Below are 21,822 nucleotides of genomic sequence, written 5' to 3'. Positions count from 1 at the left end.
CCAATTATCAACCTCCTTTTTTGTAATAAAAAGGAGCAGCTAATAAAAGCTACTCCCTTTACACGTATTATTTAACTTTCTTTTTCCAAATTCCCATCATAAGAGCAGAAACAACTGCCCCTATCAATATCGAGAAAATATATAACACTGGTTTATTTACTAAAGCGATAACAAACAATCCACCATGCGGTGCTGGCAATGTAATTTGGAATAACATTGATAATGCACCTGCAATACTTGAACCGACAACACAACTGACAATTACCCGAACCGGATCTGCTGCTGCAAATGGAATCGCACCTTCTGTAATAAACGATGCCCCCATAATATAATTTGTTAAACCAGACTTACGTTCCGCTTCTGTAAACTTCGATTTAAAGAAGGTAGTTGCTAACGCAATTGCAAGCGGTGGCACCATACCACCAGCCATAACCGCTGAATGCACCCCAAAGTTCTTCGCTTCTATCGCAGCAATACCAAACGTAAATGCTGCTTTATTAATTGGACCACCCATATCAATTGCCATCATCGCACCTAAAATAAGACCTAGTAATATAGCATTTGTACCGTTCAAACCATTTAACCATCCTGTTAACATTTCATTCAATGCTACTACAGGCGGAATTACTACTTTTTGCATAACAACTCCTGTAATCAATAATCCAAAGACTGGATATAACAAAACAGGCTTAATTCCTTCTAACTGTACTGGTAACCCTGAAAATAATTTTTTCAATCCTAAAACAACATATCCGGCTAAGAAACCAGCAATTAATCCACCTAAAAATCCAGCATTCGCATGTGCCGCTAAAAATCCTCCGACAACACCAGGCATAAAACCAGGACGATCAGCAATAGAACTAGCAATAAATCCTGCTAAAATTGGTACAAGGAATAAAAATGCCCCTGTTCCCCCTCCTCCAATAGACATGAACAATTCAGCTAAAGGACCTTCTGCTTTTATACCACCAAACGAAAACGCTAGCGCAATTAAAATCCCGCCACCAACAACGAATGGAAGCATATTACTTACGCCGTTCATTAAATGCTTATAAATTCCTAATCCATTTTCTTTCTCCGTATTTTCTGCCTTTCCATCCTCTTTTACACCTTTAAAGATTGGTGCATCCTGTTTTACAGCACGATTAAGAAGTTTTTCAGTTTTTCTAATCCCGTCAGCGACTGGCACTTGAATAACATGTTTACCAGCAAAACGATTCATTTCTACTTGTTTATCTGCCGCAACAATTATAGCTGTTGCGCGTTCAATATCCTCTTTCGTTAAACCGTTTTTTATACCTGTTGATCCATTCGTTTCAACTTTAATTGCAATTCCTAGCTCTGCTGCTTTTGCTTTCAAGCTATCTGCAGCCATATATGTGTGAGCGATTCCAGTCGGGCAAGCTGTAACAGCTAATACATACGGTTCATTCCCTTCTGGTTTTGCAACTTCAACCTCTTCTTCTTCTTTTTCATTTTCTTTTTCATCAAATAAACGAAGAAGTTCTTCTTCATCCTTTGCTTCTAACAATTGCTTACGAAACCCTTCATCCATTAATAGTGTAGATAGGCGTGATAACGTTTCTAAATGCGTATTATTCGCCCCTTCACTTGCAGCAATCATAAAAAATAAATGCGCAGGTTGTCCGTCAAGCGATTCATAGTTGATACCGCTTACACTTCTACCAAAACAAATCGCTGGTTGCTTAACAGCTTTTGTTTTCGCATGAGGTATAGCAATCCCTTCACCAATGCCGGTTGTACTTTGTGACTCCCGCTTTAAAATAGCTTCTTTAAATTCAGCTTTGCTATTTAAACGATTTGCCCCGTTTAATTTCTCAACTAACTCATCTATGACAGCTTCTTTATTTGAAGCTGTCAAATTCATAATAACTGTATCCCTTTTTAATAGTTCTGTAATTTTCATATGTTGCTTCCCCCTATCGCTTAGTTACAATTACTTGCGACAATAATTCTTCTACTTTTTCCTTTTCACATAAATCGGCTGAAAATGCTGTTGCACTCCCTGTTGCAACGCCATATTGAAATGCCTTTTCAATATCTTTTGTCTGTTCATATCTTCCTACAAATCCCGCAACGAGAGAATCTCCAGCCCCAACCGAATTAATTACAACACCTTTTGGAATAGTTGCTTCATATATACCTTCTGCCGTAAATAATAAAGCCCCATCTCCGGCCATTGATACGATAACATGCTCTACACCTTGTTCAATTAATTTTCTTCCATACGGTAAAATATCTTCTGCTGTTGAAATTTCTACTCCAAATAACTCACCAAGTTCATGATGATTTGGTTTTATTAAAAATGGTTTATTTTTAACTACATGCTGCAAGGCACTACCACTTGCATCTACTACTACACGAATGCCTTTTTCAGCTCCGAACGCTGCGATTGATTCATAAAAAGTAGTTGGAATAGACGCTGGTACACTTCCAGCTAGTACAACACAATCTCCCTTTTGCATACTTTCAATTTGTTTCATTAATTGTTCAAATTGTTCCTTAGTCACACTAGGTCCTTGTCCATTTAATTCTGTTTCTTCTTTCCCTTTTATTTTCACATTAATTCGAGTATCTTCATTTACTTGGATAAAGTTTGTTATTACACCTTCCGTCTGTAATACATCTTTAATAAATCGACCGGTAAATCCACCAGTAAATCCTAGCGCTACATTTTCAACACCTAAACGATGAAGAACACGAGAAACATTAATCCCTTTCCCTCCAGGAAACTTCATATCTTTTTCTGCTCGATTTACTGCGCCTAACTCTAAGGAATTAACTTGTACTATATAATCAATAGATGGGTTTAAAGTTACTGTATAGATCATTGTTTATCAGCCTCAATTACATTGGTTTGTCTTTTATATTTTTCTAAATCAATTTCTAAATGGTTTGTAATAATATTCGCCTCTTCAACGTTGGCAATTTTCGCAAACGCAACTTCCGAAAACTTACTTTCATCAATTAAGAAATATCCTTCATTTGCTAATGTTAATGCCATTTGCTTTAAAAGCGCCTCTTCCGGATCTGGTGTTGTAAAACCAAGCTGTTCATGTGCACCATTCGCCCCTAAAAAACATTTATCAAAACGATACTTCTGCATACTTTCCTGTGCCATGGCACCGATTAAAGCTTTCGTCCTACTCTTCATCATTCCGCCTAGTAAATAAGCACGAATATTATTTTCAACTAAAGCTTCAATATGCATAAGTCCATTCGTAACGACAGTAACATCCTTATTTATTAAAAATGGAATCATTTCAAATGTTGTACTTCCTGCATCTAAATAAATGCAATCACCTTGTTCCACAACGCTAGCCGCATACTTCGCAATTTGTTGTTTTATCTGAATGTTTTTGGATGATTTTTCAACCATCGTCGGCTCCTGTCCTTTTCCTGTTAAAACAGCCGCACCACCGTGAACTCTTTTTAATAACCGTTGTTTTTCCAATTGTGCTAAATCACGACGAATTGTTGATTCAGAGCTCGCTGTTCTTTCCACTAATTGCTGTAATTTAACAACCTTCTGCTCTTTTACAAGTTGCAATATCATTTGATGACGTTCAGGAGTTAACATTTTATTCACCTCTTCTTTGATTACAGTATAATGAAAACGATCACAAAAATCAACCATAAACATTCATAAATAACCAAAAACAATCACAAACAGTTATAAACAACAAAAAGAAACCCATTTGATTGTGATATCAAATGGGTTTCTTTACTCGCTTCACTTATAGGGAAGCTTTATATATGCTTAAAACATCGTCTTTATTTAATTTTTTAAAGTTACCAAATTCGCCATTAGCCATCGCTTTCTCCGCCATTAAATCAATTTCATTTTCTCCAATAGCGTAATCAGATAACTTTACTGGTGCCTCAATTGAAGTCCAAAATTGACGTAAAGCCTCAATTCCTTCTAACGCAATTTCTCGATCAGTCTTTCCATCTGTTTCTACATCGAATACACGAATAGCGAACTGTTTAAAACGACTTACATTTTCATCTACAACATGCTTCATCCAGTTCGGGAATAGAATCGCAAGGCCACCCCCGTGTGGTATGTCATGAACCGCAGAAACTGCATGTTCAATATTATGAGTTGCCCAGTCTCCTTTTACTCCCATCGCTAAAATCCCGTTTAACGCCATAGTACCGCAATATAAGATCGTTTCTCTATGCTCATAATTTTCTAAATCACTTAAAAGCTTAGGAGCTGTCTCAATTACTGTTTTTAAAACAGATTCACAATAACGATCTTGTAATTCTGTATTTGTTCCATGATGGAAATATTGCTCTAATACATGTGACATAATATCTACCATACCGTAAATTGTTTGATCCCTTGGCACAGACGCAGTATGGAGCGGATCTAAAATTGAAAACTGAGGGAAAGTAACTGGGCTACCCCAGCCATATTTTTCATTCGTTTCCCAATTTGTAATGACAGAACCAGCATTCATTTCAGATCCTGTTGCCGCAAGCGTAAGTACGGTACCAAATGGTAATGCCTCATTAGCAAATGCTTTTTTCGTTACAATATCCCATACATCTCCATCATATTTGCTACCAGCTGCAATTGCCTTCGTACAGTCAATTACACTTCCTCCGCCAACTGCTAAAATGAATTCAACACCATTCTCTTTACAAATTTGAATTCCTTTCTTTACAGTTGATACACGTGGATTCGGTTCAACACCTGTCAATTCAAATACTTCCGCATTTATATCCTTTAAAATAGAAATTACATTATCATAAATACCATTTCTTTTAATGCTGCCTCCCCCGTATATGAGAAGAACTTTTTTACCGAACTGTGGAATTTCAGTTTTCAATTGCTCTAATTGACCTTTACCGAAAATAAGTTTCGTTGGATTACGAAATACAAAATTTTGCATATCCCTTTACCATCCCTTCTATATGAAAAGCAACTATACTTTTGTATACCATATTTTTTTCATTTTACAAAAATATTTGCCTAACGAAAAAATCTCAGCCTATAGGCTGAGATTTTTTTATTGATAATAAGGTGAGATCATTAAGTAAACAATAACACCAGATAAACTTACATATAACCAGATCGGCATCGTCCAACGTACAATTTTACGATGACGTGTTAATTGATTTGTAAAACCAAATACAAGTGCAAACAATGCAAGTGGTACAATAATTGCTGCTAGAATAATATGTGTAATTAAAATGATGAAATACACATATTTAATGAATCCTTCTCCACCAAAATGTGTTGCCGGCGCTAAGTAATGATACGATAAATAAGAAACACAAAATAGCAATGTCGTCGTAAATGCTGCTAGAATAAAACCACGGTGCATTTTCACATTCTTCTTAATAATAGAGTATAGAGCTGCTAATAAGAATACGAACGTAAAGCTATTAAAAATTGCGTTTAACATTGGTAAAATCGTTACATCAAAATGTACTTCTCCTTCATAGCCAACAGGTCCAAAGAACAAAAATAAAATAATCGCATTTACAATTACAGAAAGCGTTATCACAATAGGAGCATAGCTTTTCTGATTTGTTGATTGATCCACCAAAATGGTCACTCCCTCTTCCTTCAAATATGTATACGTAACCTCACTATTTTAACATACTATTCACAGTGTAAATGTGACAATAGTTTGACACAGCAAGACAAAACAAAGAAAAAAACCCTTCTTAATAAAACTTCTTAAGAAGGATTTTATCGCTTTATTATTCAAATAGCAATGCGATTAGTTTTTGTTAAAAAATGTATCGCTGTATGCTTGAAAAATTTCAGACACTTGATATCCCATTAAAGAAATTGCTGTTAATGAAAAGAAACCAATCATAAGAAATCGAAACCACATATAAATCTCCTCCTTGTATTTAGCTTAAAAAACATTCGCTATATTACAAGTTGAGTGGCACTCTTCATCGTCACTTTCCTTTTTCTTTACAATTGCTGTAATAAATCGAATCATAAAGAAAAATACAAAAGGAAATTGTTCGTAATTTACCTTGGCATAGTTCAGCAACGGCTCGCGTTGCATATCGAACGGGGATGAGAAGGAATAGAACATACCTTGCTCTTCCATATATACAATTACAATTTTCATACAAAATACGATTCCTAGAAACGAAACAATATCTTGCCATTCTGTCGTATATAACAGGTTATACAGCTCTAATACGTAATCTTCCATCGTCATCCCCCCTTCCTTTTTTACCATTCTGCTCGCCTTCGTATAAAAAGTCAAGAAAAAAGTTTATATTCACTATGACAATAGTAATTACTCATTTTTATGATTATATATGGTTCTCTTATAGCAATGATTGGTTGTAACTCTCTTCGAAACCAAGAAATTAGAATCGAACAGATTCCTCATTCTTACTTGTAGTATTCGATACTGTACTATTTTTATTTCTATTAAAAATAAAATAAGAAAGTATTATAAGAACAGTAACAAGCATCGTCAAAAGTGCTTGTGAACGTAAAGACTCAATTGCAAGCATCGCAACTAAAACTGCTATAATAGCCGCAATTGTAACATACGTTACATACGGGAAAAACCACATTTTCACTTTCAAATTTTGTTGTTCGGTTTTCCCCATTTTTTTACGTATTTTTAAATGTGAAACTGCTATAACGAGATAAACGAGTAAAGCAATCCCGCCAGACGCATTCACTAAAAATAAAAATACTTTATCTGGAGATATATAACTAAAAACAACGCCAATGTAAGCAAAGAAAGTTCCGAATAAAACTGCCCGAACTGGAACACCACTACTGTTCAATTTCAAAAATGCCTTTGGAGCATCTCCTCTTTCTGCCATCGAAAAAAGCATTCTTGAGTTCGTATATAAACCAGAATTTAAACAAGAAAGTACAGCTGTTAAAACGATAAAATTCATAATTTGTGCTGCCGCTGGTATCCCTATATGTTCCAGTACCGCTACAAACGGACTTTTTAGTATGTTCGCTGAATTCCATGGAAGAAGTGTAACAACTACAGCAATCGATCCAATGAAAAATACGAGAATACGCCAAATTACACTATTTGTTGCTGTTTTTACTGCTTTTACAGGTTCAGCAGATTCTCCAGCAGCTACTGCAACAATCTCAGATCCCATAAATGAAAATATAACGACAGTAATTCCAAGTAGCACCGAACTTATACCGTTTGGCATAAATCCTCCTTGTCCTACTAAATTGGAAGTGCCAGGTGCTTCCGTGCCTGGTACAAATCCTAAAATAACAGCTAGCCCAAGACAAAGGAATAAAACAATACTTATTACTTTAATAAAAGAAAACCAATATTCAAACTCTCCAAATGATTTCACTGAAAAAACATTCGTCAATGTTAATAAAATCGTTAATATTAGGCTTAATAACCAAAGCGGGATTTCTGGAATCCAGTATTGAATAATACCAGCACCTGCTGTGGCTTCTATTGCAATAACAATTACCCAGAAAAACCAATATAGCCACCCAATTGTATAACCGGCCCATGGACCAATTGCTTCTCTTGCATATGTTGCAAATGACCCACTTGTCGGGTTAATAGCTGCCATTTCCCCAAGCATTCTCATAACGAAAATAACAAGAAGTCCTGCTAATGCATATGAAACGATAGAACCTGGTCCAGCTGAATGTACAACCGCCCCACTTCCAACAAACAAACCAGCTCCTATTACGCCGCCAATTGAAATCATCGTAATGTGACGTATTTTAAGATCTTTCTTAAGATTTTTATCCAACTCTTATACATCCCCTTCCAAACATAATTTTAAAATTTACCCCGCATTAACGGGCAGTAAAACCCCCACCTCAAAATTTAGCGGAAGCAAAGAAGTTAGGCGGGAATCTACTGCCCGTAAATGCCCGATTGGTGAGGGCTGATAATCAGCGGGGGATGCCCCCCACTGATTAAAGTTTCACTTTATGTAAGAGTATTATGCGAAAAACCTTGGCCTACACTTTAAAATATATCAAAATATTCTGAATTTAACAAATGTAATACAAACTCCTACAAAAATTATTACATTAGGTTTACTAATTTTCCATATACAATTGTTGAGAAAATTATAGTCACCTTACAAAAGAACGAATTTTCAGATATTATTAAATAAACAAGATTATACATCTAGACAACTTTTTGTATAGGAGTGTTGATATGTTAAACAAGTTCAAATTCATTTGTTGTACGTTAGTAATTTTTTTACTACTACCACTAGCCCCCTTTCAAGCACAAGCAGCAAACAATTTAGGATCAAAACTACTCGTTGGATACTGGCATAACTTTGATAACGGTACTGGCATTATTAAATTAAGAGACGTTTCACCAAAATGGGATGTAATCAATGTATCTTTCGGGGAAACTGGTGGTGATCGTTCTACTGTTGAATTTTCTCCTGTGTATGGTACAGATGTAGAATTCAAATCAGATATTTCTTATTTAAAAAGTAAAGGAAAGAAAGTAGTTCTTTCAATAGGTGGACAAAACGGGGTCGTTTTACTTCCTGACAATGCTGCTAAGCAACTTTTCATTAATTCCATACAATCTCTAATCGATAAATACGGTTTTGATGGCATAGATATTGACCTTGAATCAGGTATTTACTTAAACGGAAATGACACTAATTTCAAAAACCCAACTACTCCTCAAATCGTAAATCTTATTTCGGCTATTCGAACAATCTCAGATCATTATGGTCCCGACTTTCTATTAAGTATGGCTCCTGAAACAGCTTATGTTCAAGGAGGTTATAGCGCATACGGAAGCATCTGGGGGGCATATTTACCGATTATTTACGGAGTGAAAGACAAACTGACATACATTCACGTTCAACACTACAACGCTGGCAGCGGGGTTGGAATGGACGGTAATAACTACAATCAAGGTACTGCAGACTACGAGGTCGCTATGGCAGATATGCTCTTACATGGTTTTCCTGTAGGTGGTAATGCAAATAACATGTTCCCAGCTCTTCGTTCGGATCAAGTAATGATTGGACTTCCTGCAGCACCAGCGGCCGCTCCAAGTGGTGGGTATATTTCTCCAACTGAAATGAAAAAAGCTTTAGATTATATCATTAAAGGCATTCCTTTCGGCGGAAAGTATAAACTTTCAAATGCGAGTGGTTATCCTGCATTCCGCGGTCTAATGTCTTGGTCTATTAATTGGGATGCAAAAAATAACTTTGAATTCTCTAGTAGCTATAGAACATATTTCGATGCTATTCCCTTGCAAAAATAATAAAAAATAGCAATAGGTTACTTAACCTATTGTTGTTCAGGCTGTGGAAAAAGTCTTCTCCACAGCCTGTTTTTGTGTCTGAACCTCTTTTTCTGTGTCAACACTGATAAAAAAGAAAAAATAAAGTCTTACATACATTATATAAATAACCAGTATCATATTTAATTTACTTCTAGCGTAATATTCAAATATTTATTTATATTTACCGTCATTTTTGTTATAATATGGATATTTTTCAAAGAGTTAAGCTATAGCTCCTTATTACTATTGATATAATTTCATAGTATATTACCGTCCATTTTAAGTATTTTATATATTAAAATATTGATTTGATTATACTATAGTTCCTTATCACTTCTTGTTCTTATATGATATTTCATCACTGAAGCCCTCTAAAATGAAATTATCTAGAGGGCTCCAGTGATGTATAGAAATTCTAACTTTATGTACTAAAAAAATAACATGTGTAATTTTTTAGCAAGTGTAAAAATTACACATAAATTATTAGTTCTATATACGGAGTCGGAAAACTGTATTAAAAAACATACTATGCGACTGAAAACATAGAAAAGAAAAATCGCCTTCTCAAATCTGTTCTAAAAAAGGTAACGTATTTGAGAAAAAAATTGGCAAAGAAAAGATGAGTTTACTATCGAGTTATATACTAAGATATAAAATTCGAGTTATATACTAAGATATAAAATTCGCTTTATCACTAGTTATCCTAAAAAATAAAAAAGCTGGAATTTTCCAGCTTCTTTAACATAAATATAAAGTTGTTCCCTTTAAAAATTTCTAAATTTTTTATTGTCCAATCTATACTCTTTATGAAAAACAGATTGTTCACTTATATAGATCCTCAAAATCTATTTTTTCTATATCAAATATTTGTTCCATCCCCATTCTTTTCCGTGCTACCACTGTCACGATATAGTTATCTAGCGGTTGAAATGTATAAAAATCATGAGCAAAATTAGAATCTCTATTCCCATATATGGGTACTTCAAATGTCATATGGTCTAAAAAGAACCCTGTACCTAAAGCTTTCACTACAGCTTCTTTCCGTGTCCATACCACATAAAAAGCCTTCAATTTCCTTTGTATAGACGTCTGTGATTCTACATATCTAATCTCATCTGGAAGAAAAACCTTTGACATAATTTCTAAGCAATCCCGCTCTATCCCTTCCACATCTATCCCTACTTCTTGGCAAAAGGACAATACACATACAACCATTCCATTTGTATGTGATAAGTTAAAAAAAAAATGGTTTATCTGTTAGCTGCTCCTTCAAAATTAATTTTCCATATTCAGTCTTATCAAAGACAACATTTATTAAAGGTATACTTAGAACTTGTCCAATTACTTTTTTTAACAATAATCTTCCAGTTAAAAACTCAATCTTTTTAAATTCAACTCGATATTTTTCAAATGTTATTTGTTCATCATAATCTAATATGTTTTCCCATTGATTGATATCTTCAATACGTATACCTTCTGGTATTTGTACCCAAAACACATGTATGTTAGAACTATTCATAATTTACCACCATTCGTTTTAAACATAAGCTCCAGATCAAGGTATTACAATAATTTCTTATATTTAATTCATATATTCAAACAGGAAATTGTCGATAACTTCCAAGACTTCCTTAACATGAGTTTGTATAAAAAAATGCTCTCCTTCAAAATCAAAAGTTTGTATACCTTTTCCAGTATACTCTCCCCATTCTTTCATGATGTTGCTATCCGTAAGTTCATCATTTTTCCCATTTAATATTACAAAAGGACAATCAATTTTCTCTCTCTTGTTAGGTAGTAAATATGTTTCTGTAATTCTAAAATCCTCTCGTAAAATAGGGATAAACAAATTCATTAATTCTTTACTTTCTAGTAATTCCTGTGGTGTGCCTCCCATCTTCCTTAACTCTTTTAAAAATTCATCATCGTTTAAAACATGACGAATTTTTTTAGCTTTTATATGTGGAGGATTTTTCCCTGAAAAAAAAGTACAGACTGGCATAGGACGTTTCTCATCCCTTAATTTATATAAAAGCTCAAAAGCATAAAGTGCCCCCATGCTATGCCCAAACAAAGCATATGGAGTATCTGTAATTTCGTCATCTATCGATAAAAAAATATCGTTGATTGCTTGATTTAATTTTGAATACGAAGGTTCTAAAAAACGTCTACCTTTTCCTGCAAGTTCTATTGGAAATAATTCATATGAAGAAAGGCGATCTTTCCAATCTAAAAACACATTCGCTGATCCTCCAGCATAAGGTATGCAAAACAATTTTATTTTTCTCATGTGTACACCCTCTTTTTAATATTATACTCTTCTTGAAAAATATCCCTCTATAAGTATCTACTCTAATATACTTAATAGAGGGATAAATCAGACATCTAATGTTTTTCCTGAGTAGAAAGCTAACTCATTTTTAAAAAGTCAGTAACCAAACGAAGATATTCATCTCGGCGCGTAATGGCCACTACATGCCCTGCCGCAGGAAACGTATGTGTTGTCGCTTGCGGATACAACTCTTTGAGTGATTTTCGCATGGAAGCTAATATAAATTCATCATTATCAGAGTCCATTATGAATACCTTCCCAGTCCAATTTTCTAGATCTTCCTTTTTAAATTGATAATTACACGCAAAATCAATCAATAGCCAATATTCTCCAACAACATCTGTTTTTGTAAAATATTTATCTGTCATTTCATTATCAAAAGCCCTCCAAAAAGAAAACTCCTCTTTCACACAAGGTAACCGATATCGTAATCCTTTTTTCCAGAAATACGGTAGAAGAAATGAAGGAACAAATTCGTTTACTTTTAACCACCGTTTAAATTTGTTTGCATATTGTGCAATGTTTCCAGCTGAATTTGAAATTATAAGGTGTTTTACAAGATCAGGGTACTTACGTACAAAACATTGGGCAATTATTCCCCCTGAACATGTACCAATAAAACTTACTCGCTTTATTCCTTCAAGTTCTATAAGAATTTTTATGCCATCTACTACCTTACTGACTTTATTAACTTTAGGCATATTAGGTGCAATAATTCGATATTTCTCACGCAAAGCTAAAATATGTAGAAACCAAGTTTGTGCATACCGTGCTTCCCCTGGCAACAGGATAATTGTCTCCACTCCAGAACCCGTAATAAAATATTCCCACTCAGTCTCTCCAATAGTTACAGATTTGAATTGAGTCGAATCTCTAAATTCTTGAAGCTTTTCAACCAAATAATTAGGTACATTTTTATAATACTTAGAATCAATTGTCTGGCTAGTAACGGCATTATTCATGAAAATTCTCCTTCTAATCACTTAATTTTTATATTTTTTATAAACTCTTTATAATGAACATTTTTACTTACAACCCAACAAATTAGAAGCATAATGAACCCTGACATAGCCGTAACATATGTCCAATTGAATTTTTCTAAAATAAAACCAAACACAGCCATTCCAAATGGTACAGAAACCATGAAAGACGTTCCTACAATCCCAATAAAACGAGCTCGCAGTTCTTCAGGTACATACGTTTGAAAAAATGTATACACTGGGATAAGTTGAATCACGTTAAATACCCCAATGGCAATCATAATTAGACTAAAGGCAATTGTAACTAGCCAATTTCCCTCCGACTGAAAAACAGAAAAATTGAGACAAATCCACGATATTACAAGTAAAGCCTGAATTTGAATTAGCAAAATTAATTTTTTTAAAGCTGGTACCACTGATTTACGTGAGCCAATTATAATGGCACCAATAATTTCTCCAATTGCCCATGAAGCCTGAATAATTGAAAGTTGGAAACTTGAAACTCTAAGAACATTATAACTAATATAAGGCACCACGAAATTTATCATTGGTGAGTAAATTACATTAATTACTACCGCAAAAATAAGAAGAGCCTTTATCCCTTTCTCTTTTTCTAAATAACGAAAGATAACTTTACTTTTCTCCAAGTAACTCCCATTAAGTTCCCAGTCTTTTTTTTCGACATTGTGATTATATTTTAAGAACATAGTAGAAAATCCGGCAATGAGGAATGTAATAGCGTTAGTTAAAAAAATTAGTTTAATACCTATACTATTGTAGGCAAATGCTCCAATTACCGGCCCTAGAACATTGATAATTGAACCAATGCCAAGAATAGCCGAGTCTACTTTAGCTACTTGCTCCTTCGGAAAAACATTAGCAACCGAAGACTGAATGGTTAGCTCAAAAAGTGATTGTACGAAACCAACAATAATCGTAAACACTATTAAAATAGTTATATTTCCAAATTGATTATAGAATAATCCACAGAATAATAAGACAATAATCCCATTTAAAATATCAGTCCAGACCATTATTTTCTTTTTATTATGGGAATCTACATAGTTCCCCATTAACATGTAGACCAAAATTCCTGGCAGCAAAGAACTCGCTAACATTAAGGAAAAGGAAACTGCTGAACCTGTTATATCAAGGACGTATAGGCTCAGACCAAATTTAAGAATAGCTGAGCCGATTCCCGAAATTAGCCTCCCGAAAACAAGAATAAAAAAGTTCAATTTAAAATAACGAATACCTACAGATTGGGTTGTTCTAACAATAGAATTATCCAATGAAGTTCACCTCTTTACAATGCTTTAACATCTTATCAATATGACTAACTGTAACTTTAGACCACAAATGCCCCAATCTTCTTAAAAGCAAGTCTGTTTTACCATTTTTCACAACAAATATAGTTTGATCCGGTCGTTCCAAAAGATTAGAATGAAACAATAAATTTTCTATCTCTGTTCCATACTTATTGTTCTCTAGACATTCCAATAGAAAATCTAAAAATTGAACTGGAGAAGTACATTGAGTCTGTCCCTCTATTTCCTGAATATATCCAAATAGTTCCTTCAGGCTTATGCGATATGGATTAACAAGATGATGTGTCTCATTTACAAGTGATTTTATATCCATTAACTTTATGATTGCTCCACTTACCTCATTAATAAAAGTAAAATCTAGATTTTCTAGTTCAATAGCTGGAATAATACCAAGGCTCACTAAAGATTTAATTAACGTATAAAAAGAATTTTCACTGATATTTTCTTGAAAGATACCAGTATCAGATTGAAATACAAGATTCCCCACACGATAAATATTGGTAATTATCCCTCGGCTTCTTGCCTCAATAACTAACTTTTCTGCTTCCATTTTCGTTTGAATATAGTAACTATCCGTTTGTTGATTTACATCACAATCATATTCTGTGAAAAGACACTGATTAACATCTTCAATACTCCCCGATGCTACACTAATAGTAGAAATGAGATGCAAATGCTTGGACTTATCGGTTTCAGCAAACTCAATCAAATTCTTAGTACCTATGACATTTGGTCTATTAAAACTATCAAACACCCCATAGTGTTTCACATTCGCAGCGGAGTTAAGAATAGCATCTATCTTTTCACAAAGAAATTTATAATCAAATTCTGTAAGTCCAAAAGATTCTTTACTAATATCACCGTTGAACAATTTAACACGATTAATATTTTGAAAATAAATCTCTTCCATATGATAAAAGCGTAATTTATCCCTTAATCTTTGCCTAGCTTCTTCTACTGTATTACCTCGTACAAACAAATAAACAATTGCTTTGGTATTGATAAGTAATTCACGCAACAAGTGGATACCTAAAAAACCTGTAACACCACACAGTAAAATATTTTGATAATGGTGTGCTTCATGGAGGTCGATCTTACGATATTTTTGGCAATGTTCCTCGTAAGAATTTATTCTTTCATCCATTACTAATGGTAATTTCCACTGTTCTGCTTTGGTAACAAATTGTTTTTTTGCTTCTTCAATTTGTTGGCGTAAATGATTTGTTGTGTATCTAATTTTTTTAGCTAAGCAATTGACTGTTGGATATTTGTATATGTCATTGACACTTAACTCGAAATGTAACGACAACTTGGCTGCTATTTTCATAATTTCAAGCGAACTCGCACCTAATTCAAAAAAATTGTCATACATTCCTAATTTCTCTATGCCAAGAACCTCTTCAACAACTCGGGAAATTAATACTTCCGATTGATTTGATGGTGAAACATAATCTTGCTTAGAAGTAAGATATGGATTACTCTCCAAACTATATTTATCAACTTTACCATTAGCTGTAAGTGGTAGGCTCTCTATTTGCGCGAAGTAACTAGGAATCATATATGCTGGTAATTTTTGAGAAAGTTCTTCACGCAACTCTATAACACTCCAATTTCTAGATGAGACCAGATAAGCTACTAATACCTGAACATCTTGTTCTTCTCTGAACATCTTGTTCTTCTCGTACAAGAACGACTGCTTCTTTAATGGCTTCAATTTCAATTAACTTAGCTTCGATTTCAGAAAGCTCTATACGAAAACCTCTGATTTTCACTTGATCATCCGAACGCCCAATGTACTCAATAGTACCATCTTCTCTCCATCGTCCAATGTCTCCTGTACAATAGATACGTCCTTCTTTTCCCTTTGATTTTTCAATAAATTTCTCTGCGGTTAATTCGGGACGATTTAAATACCCTCTTGCAAGTCCATTTCCCGAAACACAAATTTCTCCAGGAATACCAATTGGCAACATTGATCCATAGCTATCAAGAACTTGAATTTGAGTACCTGGCAGTGGATACCCAATAACAGATGCTGTTTTTTCTTCCATTCCTTTAAAAATTGTACTACCAATACTATTTTCCGTTGGTCCATATTCATTAATAAGTAATACATGTGGTGCTAATGATTGAATTAAATGAAACAATTCTTTATCTGCTCTTTCTCCACCTAGCACAATAAACTTCAAAAATTGTAAATCTTCTACTCTGGCATGATGCAAAATTTCACGTAGCATAGAAGGTACAATCCCCATATTGGTAATACGTTTATCATGAATTATGCTGGGAATATCTGAGAAATTATGACTATCCTCTTCACCTAGTATTACTAAGGTAGCTCCCGAGAGAATGGTAGGATAGAAGTTTGCCCCAAAAGCATCAAAAGATACAGAGAGCAATTGTAACGTCACATCCTCTGTCTTATAATCACATATTTTAATTTTCTCCAAACTATAATTCAAGATACTTCGATGCTCAATCAAAACACCTTTAGGATTGCCAGTGGTTCCTGATGTGTAAATTACATAAGCAAGATTTGTCGGCTTGTTTATCAAAACTGGATTACTAGCATCACAATGAACTATTTCTGCTCCGTAAATATCAATTACTTCACCTTGAAATTCAACGTACTCACTGTAAGGATCTTGTGTCAACAAGACTTTTGCGCTAGAATCCCTTAAAAGATATTTAATACGATCTTGTGGATATTTCGGGTCAATAGGTAAGTAAGCCCCACCAGCTTTTAAAATACCAAGAATTCCCGTAATCATTTCAATAGAGCGATCAACCATCAAACCCACAATAGAATCGGCTTTTACCCCTCGGCGACGAAGTACATGAGCAATACGATTTGCCCGCTCATTTAGTTCTTGATAAGTTACTTGTTCATTTCCAAAAGAAACTGCTATATAATTTGGTGTTTTTTCTACCTGCTTTTCAAAGAGAGCTGGAATTGTAGTAACGTTCTGATTTTCTGTAATAGAATTTATATTAGAATAATTTAGCATCATCATTTTTTCCATAGGTGTCATCATTTCTAATTCGTCAATATGCATCTCTGGATTTTTAGTTATTAATTCGGCAAGCTGAGTAAAATGACCAGCAAGACGTTCCATAGTAGATCTATAGAATAACTCTGTTGAATATTCTAACTGGCAAGCAAGAGCTCCTTGTATATTGCGTGCTTCAAGTGATAAATCAAACTTTGCAAAACGACCTTTCAATGGATATTGTGAAATTTTTAGTCCCTCAAAATTAAAATCAGGAATATCCATATTTTGCAGTATAAACATAGTATCAAATAACGGATTTCGGCTTAAATCATGTGTGACATCTATTTTTTGTAGCAAATCATCCATTTGATATTCTTGATTTTGATAGGCATTAAGTACATTTTTTTTCACTTCCTCAAGAAATTGCTTAAATGTCTTATTTCCTACCGGATTAGTGCGTAACGGCAATGTATTAGTAAACATCCCCATAACATTCTGCAAGTCAGCATGAGATCGTCCAGCGATAGGGGAACCGATAACGATATCTTCTTGTCCACTGTATTTTTTCAACAAAATCGAATAGATAGCGAGTAAAACCATAAATAGAGTAGAGCTATTCTTATTTGCAAGATCTTGAAGATTGTTAGTCAAATCTGAATCCAAAATAAAATTCAGTGTATCACCTTGCAGATTTCTCATGTGTGGACGAGGAATGTCTGTAGGCAAATTAAGTACGGGAGGGTTTCCTTGAAAAATGCCCGTCCAATATTCCTCCTGCTCTTTTACCCTTTTTGAAGTAAGTGCATTTTTTTGCATAATAGAAAAATCTTTATATTGCAATAAAATATCAGATAAATCCTTACCTCCATAAACCTCCATTAGTTCTTTAATCATAATTCCCATGGAAGTACCATCTGTTATGATATGATGAATATCAAACAAAAGGAGATTCTTTTCTTCTGATAAAGAAACAATACATACACGCATGAGTGGTGCTTGACATAAATTCATTGGTTGGAAAAACTTTTCTATAAATGAACACACCTCATCTTCAACCAACTGTACCTCAGGAATATTAAATTCTATACGCGGTTCTATCTTTTGTACAATTTCACCATCTTGTATATCAAAGTAAGTACGCAACACTTCATGACGACCAATAACAATGCGGAAAGCTCTCTCTAACCGCTCTCTATTGAGCTTTCCTTCAATCATAAACGCATGCGGCAAATGATATGCTGTACTGTCAGGGTTAACTTGTTGAATAGTATATAATCTTTTTTGTGCAGAAGTGACTGGATAATATTCCGTTTCTTCTACGGATTGATCACTTTCAGAAGTTTGTTTTTGTCCATCCACGAGTTTATTTACTTGGTCAAAATAGCTTGCGAATTTGTGAATTGTCGGTTTTTTCAATAAACTAGCTATATCAATTTGACTACCAAATTTCTTATTAAGTAAGTTAACTATACGAGTGGCATGGAGGGAGTCCCCACCCAATTGATAAAATTCTTCAAAAATATCTATCTCACGAAATCCTAACACTTCACACCAAACTTGAGCTATAGCCTCTTCAGTCAATGTATAATTATCTTTCTCTCTACCTTTGAGCTTAATACGAATAGTTTTTGTTGCACGCTCCTTATGATTCTGTATTCTTGCTGGTTGTTCTCCAACAGATGCCTCTAGCCAACAACGTGTTCTCTCAAATGGATACGTTGGCAGACTGAGCTTTCGATAAGAACCGTATTTATATATGTGATCCCATTCAATCTCTGCCCCATTAACATAGAAGTTGCAAATTGAGATAAGTAAATACCGATCAAGAGAATCAATTGAAGACATTTCATCAATGATTTTTTTAGCCTGTTGACTATATTCACGTACGTCTTTTTCTGTCATTACATTTCCATCGTTGTCAGCTTGGAAACCGGTTATTACTTTATGTTCACCATAAAAAACATCTTGTATTTGAGCCTCTAAACCATCTAGAGAGATTTCTTCGAGCTTTAGTGTTAAACTTTCTACATCTTCACACAAAATAGCCAAACGATAACTATAATGTCCTCTTCCTGTATTAGTAGTGTAGCAAAGGTCTGCGATATCTACTTCAGAATGATTGTAAAGATATCGACTGTAATTACGAATTAATTGCATCAGCGCTTTTTTACTCTTTGCAGAAAGTGTAAAGACTTGAATCCTCTCAGTATTTTGCTGTAGTTCCATCTGTAATGTAGGAGGCTCTTCAAGGATAATATGACAATTAGTTCCACTTAAACCAAACGAGCTAATACCACATCTTCTTGGTTTACTTTCCACTTCCCAATCTTGTAATTTATCGGCAACATATAAAGGTGATTCCAGGAAATTGATTTTACGATTTGGACGTTTAAAATGAATCAATGGTGGAATCTTTCTATGCTTAAGTGCCATTACACATTTGATTAAACCTGCTATTCCTGCTGCATTATCTAGATGTCCAATGTTTGTTTTGACCGAACCAATCGCACAAAACTGCAATTTTTGTGTGTAATTACGAAATGCTCTTGAAATTCCATCTATTTCAATAGGGTCTCCCAATTGGGTACCCGTTCCATGCGCTTCTATATAGGAAATTGTCTCTGGATCTATCCCAGCATCCTTCCAAGCATGCATAATAACATCTTCTTGTGCAAGCGCATTAGGAGCAGTAATACCGATGGAAGCTCCATCCTGATTAACGGCACTTCCTTTAATTACCGCATAAACATGGTCACCATCTCGCAATGCATTACTCAAAGGCTTGAGTAATATGGCCCCAACACCTTCACCTACGCTGGTTCCATTTGAATCATCATCAAATGAACGAGCACGCCCATCAGAGGACTCAATCCCAAGTTTAATGTTACTGGTTGGAATCATTTTCACTTTCACACTACCTGCAATAGCTTGATCACAATCACCAGTTCTAATAGATTGACATGCAAGATGAACCGCTACCAATGATGAAGAGCAAGCTGAATCAATTGTAAAACTTGGCCCTTTAAAATCGAGTAAATAAGAAATTCTACTTGCAAGAATTGATGTAAGATTACCTGAAACAGCTATTGAACCCGAAGACGAATCTAATTGAGAAATCATTTTTTTATAATCGTTCGGTTCATCCCCTCTGTAGCCAACAAATACACCAGTACGAGATCCTATTAATTTTTTACCTCCATAGCCACCGTCCTCAAGTGTAGCCCAGGCAGTCTCAAGAAATAAACGTTGATGTGGGTCCATTAAGTTAGCTTCTCGCGGTGATAACCGAAAAAAACGGTAGTCAAATTTATCAATTTCATCTAAATAAGCACCAGCACTATATTCATATCCTTCCTCCTGAAGAGCAGCCAAAAATGCTTCTATATCTTTTTGTCGCGTTCTTGAAAACTCCCTAACACAGTCCTGTTTATCGATAATTTTATCCCAGAATTGTTCGATATTATCAGCCCCTGGGAATTTCCCAGACATACCAATAATAGCAATATCTTTATTTGACTTTATTTCTTGCCCCCTTCTTTTTTCAATTTTTAAATCCAACGTTTCTTTTCCTTCATTTAGTGATTTAAAATCAAATAATTTTTTCCTCATCCTGCCAACCCCTCATATATTTCATTTTGTTAATGAGACTGTTTCTCGAAACATTTCAAGTAGCGAAGTAAAAGCAATATTTCCTGTTTCTTGCAGAATACTCAACAGTAGATCTTGTTGCTCGTCAAACGCGATTTGCTTTTTCGATAAAATAATTTGAAGAGAACGTAACGCATATTCTATCATCTCAGTTGTCAAAGTATGACCGTTATCTATCTTCTCCTGCAAATTTTCCAGAGAACGATAAGCAGGAAGAGCATATCGCTCAAAATCATCCACGCTCGGATTAAAATTCTTAGTTGACACGGCTGTAACCAGACATCGCTTTATAAAAGAGTCTCGGGCTTTTTCACTCTCCTCAGACGTAATTTTTTCCCAATCCCCTCTTATTTCAAGTGCAAGTGTTTCAACATCACTAAACGATTTTTGGGTTAATTTTTTTAAAATATCTTTTGGACCCACCTCTATTACCCTTCTAATCCCCTGCGATTTTAAAAATCCCATTGTATCATGCCATAATACGGGCTCGGTGATTTGTCTAGAAAGATAATCCATAATACGATTGGTACTACGGTATGGTAAAGCAGTGACACTAGAAACAACCGGATAAATTGGTTTTGCAAATGTCATATTACCGAATTTCGTATACAGTCTCTCTGCTGCTTCCTCCATCATTAGGCTATGGAAAGGAGCGCTAACATTAAGAATTCTAACATCGGTTCCTTTATTAATTAGCTCATTCACAGCCTTTTTTAATACTTGTATCTCTCCAGAAATGACCACTTGGTGCACGGAATTGTGGCATGCAATCGACAAGGATTGTGATGGCTTTGCTATCTGCCGACACAAATCCTCTACCTCGCTCACTTCCAAACCATTAATCGCAGCCATTGTTCCAAATCCAATTGGAACTGCTTCTTGCATAAATCGACCGCGTTCTTTAACAAGACGTACAGCATCAGCGAAAGAGATCGCTGATGCGCACGTAAGTGCGGAAATTTCCCCCAGACTATGGCCAGCCATATACGAAGGTATCAAACCAAATTCTTTTTCTAGAACACGATACATTGCAACACTTACTGTCAATATTGCTGGTTGTACAAATTCTGTTTTATTCAACCTGCCATGGGGATCCTCTAGGCACATTTGTGTAAGATTCATACCTAACACATCATTTGCTTCTATGAATGTCTCTTTTGCAATTGAAAAATTGTCATAGAAGTACTTTCCCATACCCACATATTGTGATCCTTGCCCAGAAAATATCAACGCCAATTTGTTCATAAAAATCTG

General features: G+C 34.8%; 16 protein-coding genes. 1 reads left to right on the top strand and 15 read right to left on the bottom strand.

Features of this window, described 5'->3' with window-relative positions:
* Positions 1–67: 67 nt before the first annotated feature.
* The 7 genes from QCI73_RS09200 to gabP all read right to left on the bottom strand — a co-directional run bounded on the left by QCI73_RS09200 (position 68) and on the right by gabP (position 7,767).
* Positions 68–1,927 (bottom strand): PTS fructose transporter subunit IIABC, encoded by a 1,860-nt coding sequence (locus QCI73_RS09200; protein ID WP_000704628.1) that lies wholly within the window; start codon positions 1,925–1,927, stop codon positions 68–70.
* Between the two features lie 13 nt (positions 1,928–1,940).
* Positions 1,941–2,852: a 1-phosphofructokinase gene (pfkB, locus tag QCI73_RS09195; protein WP_070806717.1), complete on the bottom strand. Its 912-nt coding sequence runs from the start codon at positions 2,850–2,852 to the stop codon at positions 1,941–1,943.
* Entirely contained in the window at positions 2,849–3,601 is a 753-nt protein-coding gene (locus tag QCI73_RS09190; protein WP_000957267.1) for a DeoR/GlpR family DNA-binding transcription regulator, read from the bottom strand. The genes pfkB and QCI73_RS09190 overlap by 4 nt, the downstream gene beginning before the upstream one ends.
* Positions 3,602–3,758: 157 nt before the next feature.
* A complete protein-coding gene (locus QCI73_RS09185; protein WP_353822797.1) occupies positions 3,759–4,922 on the bottom strand; it encodes an iron-containing alcohol dehydrogenase in 1,164 nt (387 codons plus the stop codon).
* Positions 4,923–5,039: 117 nt separating this feature from the next.
* Positions 5,040–5,582, bottom strand: coding sequence for a DUF420 domain-containing protein (locus tag QCI73_RS09180; protein ID WP_000228316.1), 543 nt, complete (start codon positions 5,580–5,582; stop codon positions 5,040–5,042).
* 318 nt (positions 5,583–5,900) lie between these two features.
* Positions 5,901–6,239, bottom strand: a complete 339-nt coding sequence (locus QCI73_RS09175) for a hypothetical protein (RefSeq protein WP_016718270.1) — start codon at positions 6,237–6,239, stop codon at positions 5,901–5,903.
* A 133-nt stretch (positions 6,240–6,372) separates the two neighbouring features.
* Positions 6,373–7,767, bottom strand: coding sequence for a GABA permease (gene gabP / locus QCI73_RS09170; protein WP_353822796.1), 1,395 nt, complete (start codon positions 7,765–7,767; stop codon positions 6,373–6,375).
* Positions 7,768–8,183: 416 nt separating this feature from the next.
* Between gabP and QCI73_RS09165 the strand changes: the two genes are divergently transcribed.
* A complete protein-coding gene (locus QCI73_RS09165) occupies positions 8,184–9,266 on the top strand; it encodes a chitinase (RefSeq protein ID WP_353822795.1) in 1,083 nt (360 codons plus the stop codon).
* An 843-nt stretch (positions 9,267–10,109) separates the two neighbouring features.
* Here QCI73_RS09165 and QCI73_RS09160 read toward each other — a convergent pair.
* From QCI73_RS09160 to fabD, 8 genes are all read right to left on the bottom strand, one after another.
* Positions 10,110–10,457 (bottom strand): 4'-phosphopantetheinyl transferase family protein, encoded by a 348-nt coding sequence (locus QCI73_RS09160; protein ID WP_353822794.1) that lies wholly within the window; start codon positions 10,455–10,457, stop codon positions 10,110–10,112.
* A gap of 64 nt (positions 10,458–10,521) precedes the next feature.
* Positions 10,522–10,806, bottom strand: a complete 285-nt coding sequence (locus tag QCI73_RS09155; RefSeq protein WP_353822793.1) for a 4'-phosphopantetheinyl transferase family protein — start codon at positions 10,804–10,806, stop codon at positions 10,522–10,524.
* Positions 10,807–10,869: 63 nt separating this feature from the next.
* Positions 10,870–11,577, bottom strand: coding sequence for a thioesterase II family protein (locus tag QCI73_RS09150; RefSeq protein WP_332280055.1), 708 nt, complete (start codon positions 11,575–11,577; stop codon positions 10,870–10,872).
* A 119-nt stretch (positions 11,578–11,696) separates the two neighbouring features.
* Positions 11,697–12,581: an alpha/beta fold hydrolase gene (locus QCI73_RS09145; protein WP_332280056.1), complete on the bottom strand. Its 885-nt coding sequence runs from the start codon at positions 12,579–12,581 to the stop codon at positions 11,697–11,699.
* 17 nt (positions 12,582–12,598) lie between these two features.
* The gene (locus tag QCI73_RS09140) at positions 12,599–13,891 is read right to left on the bottom strand and encodes an MFS transporter (protein ID WP_353822792.1); all 1,293 of its coding nucleotides are present in this window, start codon (positions 13,889–13,891) and stop codon (positions 12,599–12,601) included.
* A complete protein-coding gene (locus QCI73_RS09135; protein ID WP_353822791.1) occupies positions 13,884–15,596 on the bottom strand; it encodes an SDR family oxidoreductase in 1,713 nt (570 codons plus the stop codon). Before QCI73_RS09135 ends, QCI73_RS09140 begins: the two co-directional genes overlap by 8 nt.
* A complete protein-coding gene (locus tag QCI73_RS09130; RefSeq protein ID WP_353822790.1) occupies positions 15,541–20,529 on the bottom strand; it encodes an amino acid adenylation domain-containing protein in 4,989 nt (1,662 codons plus the stop codon). Before QCI73_RS09130 ends, QCI73_RS09135 begins: the two co-directional genes overlap by 56 nt.
* Before the next feature lie 21 nt (positions 20,530–20,550).
* Positions 20,551–21,813, bottom strand: coding sequence for an ACP S-malonyltransferase (fabD, locus tag QCI73_RS09125; protein WP_353822789.1), 1,263 nt, complete (start codon positions 21,811–21,813; stop codon positions 20,551–20,553).
* Between the last annotated feature and the right edge of the window lie 9 nt (positions 21,814–21,822).

Origin of the sequence: Bacillus cereus group sp. MG16 (assembly GCF_040459875.1) — a bacterium.
Classification (GTDB): Bacteria; Bacillota; Bacilli; order Bacillales; family Bacillaceae_G; genus Bacillus_A; species Bacillus_A paranthracis.
Note: the sequence above shows the minus strand (reverse complement) of the source record. Positions and strands in the feature narration are given on the sequence as shown.

Bases quoted from the DNA above. Each gene is read 5' to 3' on its own strand.
- QCI73_RS09200 (WP_000704628.1), bottom strand. From the start codon at position 1,927: ATGAAAATTACAGAACTATTAAAAAGGGATACAGTTATTATGAATTTG.
- pfkB (WP_070806717.1), bottom strand. From the start codon at position 2,852: ATGATCTATACAGTAACTTTAAACCCATCTATTGATTATATAGTACAA.
- QCI73_RS09190 (WP_000957267.1), bottom strand. From the start codon at position 3,601: ATGTTAACTCCTGAACGTCATCAAATGATATTGCAACTTGTAAAAGAG.
- QCI73_RS09185 (WP_353822797.1), bottom strand. From the start codon at position 4,922: ATGCAAAATTTTGTATTTCGTAATCCAACGAAACTTATTTTCGGTAAA.
- QCI73_RS09175 (WP_016718270.1), bottom strand. From the start codon at position 6,239: ATGGTAAAAAAGGAAGGGGGGATGACGATGGAAGATTACGTATTAGAG.
- QCI73_RS09165 (WP_353822795.1), top strand. From the start codon at position 8,184: ATGTTAAACAAGTTCAAATTCATTTGTTGTACGTTAGTAATTTTTTTA.
- QCI73_RS09155 (WP_353822793.1), bottom strand. From the start codon at position 10,806: ATGAATAGTTCTAACATACATGTGTTTTGGGTACAAATACCAGAAGGT.
- QCI73_RS09150 (WP_332280055.1), bottom strand. From the start codon at position 11,577: ATGAGAAAAATAAAATTGTTTTGCATACCTTATGCTGGAGGATCAGCG.
- QCI73_RS09145 (WP_332280056.1), bottom strand. From the start codon at position 12,581: ATGAATAATGCCGTTACTAGCCAGACAATTGATTCTAAGTATTATAAA.
- QCI73_RS09135 (WP_353822791.1), bottom strand. From the start codon at position 15,596: ATGTTCAGAGAAGAACAAGATGTTCAGGTATTAGTAGCTTATCTGGTC.
- QCI73_RS09130 (WP_353822790.1), bottom strand. From the start codon at position 20,529: ATGAGGAAAAAATTATTTGATTTTAAATCACTAAATGAAGGAAAAGAA.
- fabD (WP_353822789.1), bottom strand. From the start codon at position 21,813: ATGAACAAATTGGCGTTGATATTTTCTGGGCAAGGATCACAATATGTG.